The following is a 1276-nucleotide window of genomic DNA, read 5'->3' as shown; positions in this document are numbered from 1 at the left end:
TGGGCGGCTCATGGTTTGTCGGCGCCTTTGAGGCGCTCACCCTAAAGCCTCCGGCTCTGCCGGAGGATACTTACTTGGAGAAGAGAGTGTGGGAAATACCCCAAGTTATTATTGAGGTTAGACACATATGCACAGGGCTATTTTTAAAGGCATTTTTATTCTTTTTACTACATTTTCTTTTTTTTAAACGTTTTAGGATCGCTGCAAGCCTTGTCAGTACTGACTTGCAGAGGAGGGTATATGGGAAAAAGAGCAAGTTCATATGGGGAATACCCCTACTAGATATGGGAAACAGGACTAGTTGTTATGGGGAAGGCACCAAGTAGCTATGGGAAACACCACAAGTTAATATGGGAAACACCCCAAGTTAAAATTGAAAGCAGTACGCTGTGGATAACTGGTTGTTTCAACTTGTCGAATCAGGGTTAACGTGCCATGATGTGGGTACGTTAAATTCTTCCCATACATAAAATGACTACTTCAACTGCTATCACAAAAAAGGCAGTAAACATCAGTCAATCAAACGAGTTGACTGAAGCTGCGTATCATTTACCTTTGCAGGCCAAAAGGGTTTTGTGGTTGTGTCTGATGCAGTGTTATTTCAACAAAGAAGACCCAGCTGAAGAATCCCCAATATTCACAATTACAGTCGCAGATTATCAGAAGTATTTTAAAGTTGGTGTGGATACAGCCTCGGGCGATGTTAAGAAAGGTGTAAATATCCTTGCTGAGAGCAACGTTACCTTTTATCCCAAAGAAGGTGAGTTTGAAGAACTCAAGCGCCCTTGGCTCGCTGAAGCTGGTCTGAAACGTGGACGTGGTAAATGGCAAATTGAGTTTAACTACAAAGTGATGCCTTACCTGATGGGCCTTACAAGCCAGTTCACCACCTATTCCCTCTATGATTGCGGCAAGCTGAAGAGCGTTAAAGTAATACGTCTGTATGAAAGCCTCTGCCAGTATCGCCAGTCAGGGATTTGGATCACAACACCTGACTGGCTATCAGAACGGTTCATGTTGCCAGCGTCGCAACGCACAAATATGGCAGAAATGAAAAGGACCTTCCTTAATCCCGCACTTAAGAATATTAATGAGAGCACACCTTTGAAGGCATCAATGTCTCAGGATGAAAATGGCAAGTTGATTTTCACAATACTTGATAAATCTGCCTGAACTTGGGGTTTTTCCCATCAAGCCTTTTATTTGTATTAGTCGCGACTTGATCTGACACTTGACCTTGAAAGGTTGAGAGTTACCGGTTTTGATATGGGTGTCG

At 43.0% G+C, this 1276-nt stretch carries 2 protein-coding genes; both read left to right on the top strand.

Annotation, left to right across the window (positions count from 1 at the left end; genetic code table 11):
• The coding region (locus ACSZO4_RS25580; protein ID WP_437891887.1) for a hypothetical protein at positions 1-326 on the top strand (326 nt) is incomplete at its 5' end.
• A 145-nt stretch (positions 327-471) separates the two neighbouring features.
• Entirely contained in the window at positions 472-1173 is a 702-nt protein-coding gene (locus tag ACSZO4_RS25575) for a replication initiation protein (protein WP_437891886.1), read from the top strand.
• Positions 1174-1276 lie beyond the last annotated feature (103 nt).

The organism is Phytobacter sp. V91, from assembly GCF_965644225.1.
Classification (GTDB): domain Bacteria; phylum Pseudomonadota; class Gammaproteobacteria; order Enterobacterales; family Enterobacteriaceae; genus CBFFRJ01.
Note: the sequence above shows the minus strand (reverse complement) of the source record. Positions and strands in the feature narration are given on the sequence as shown.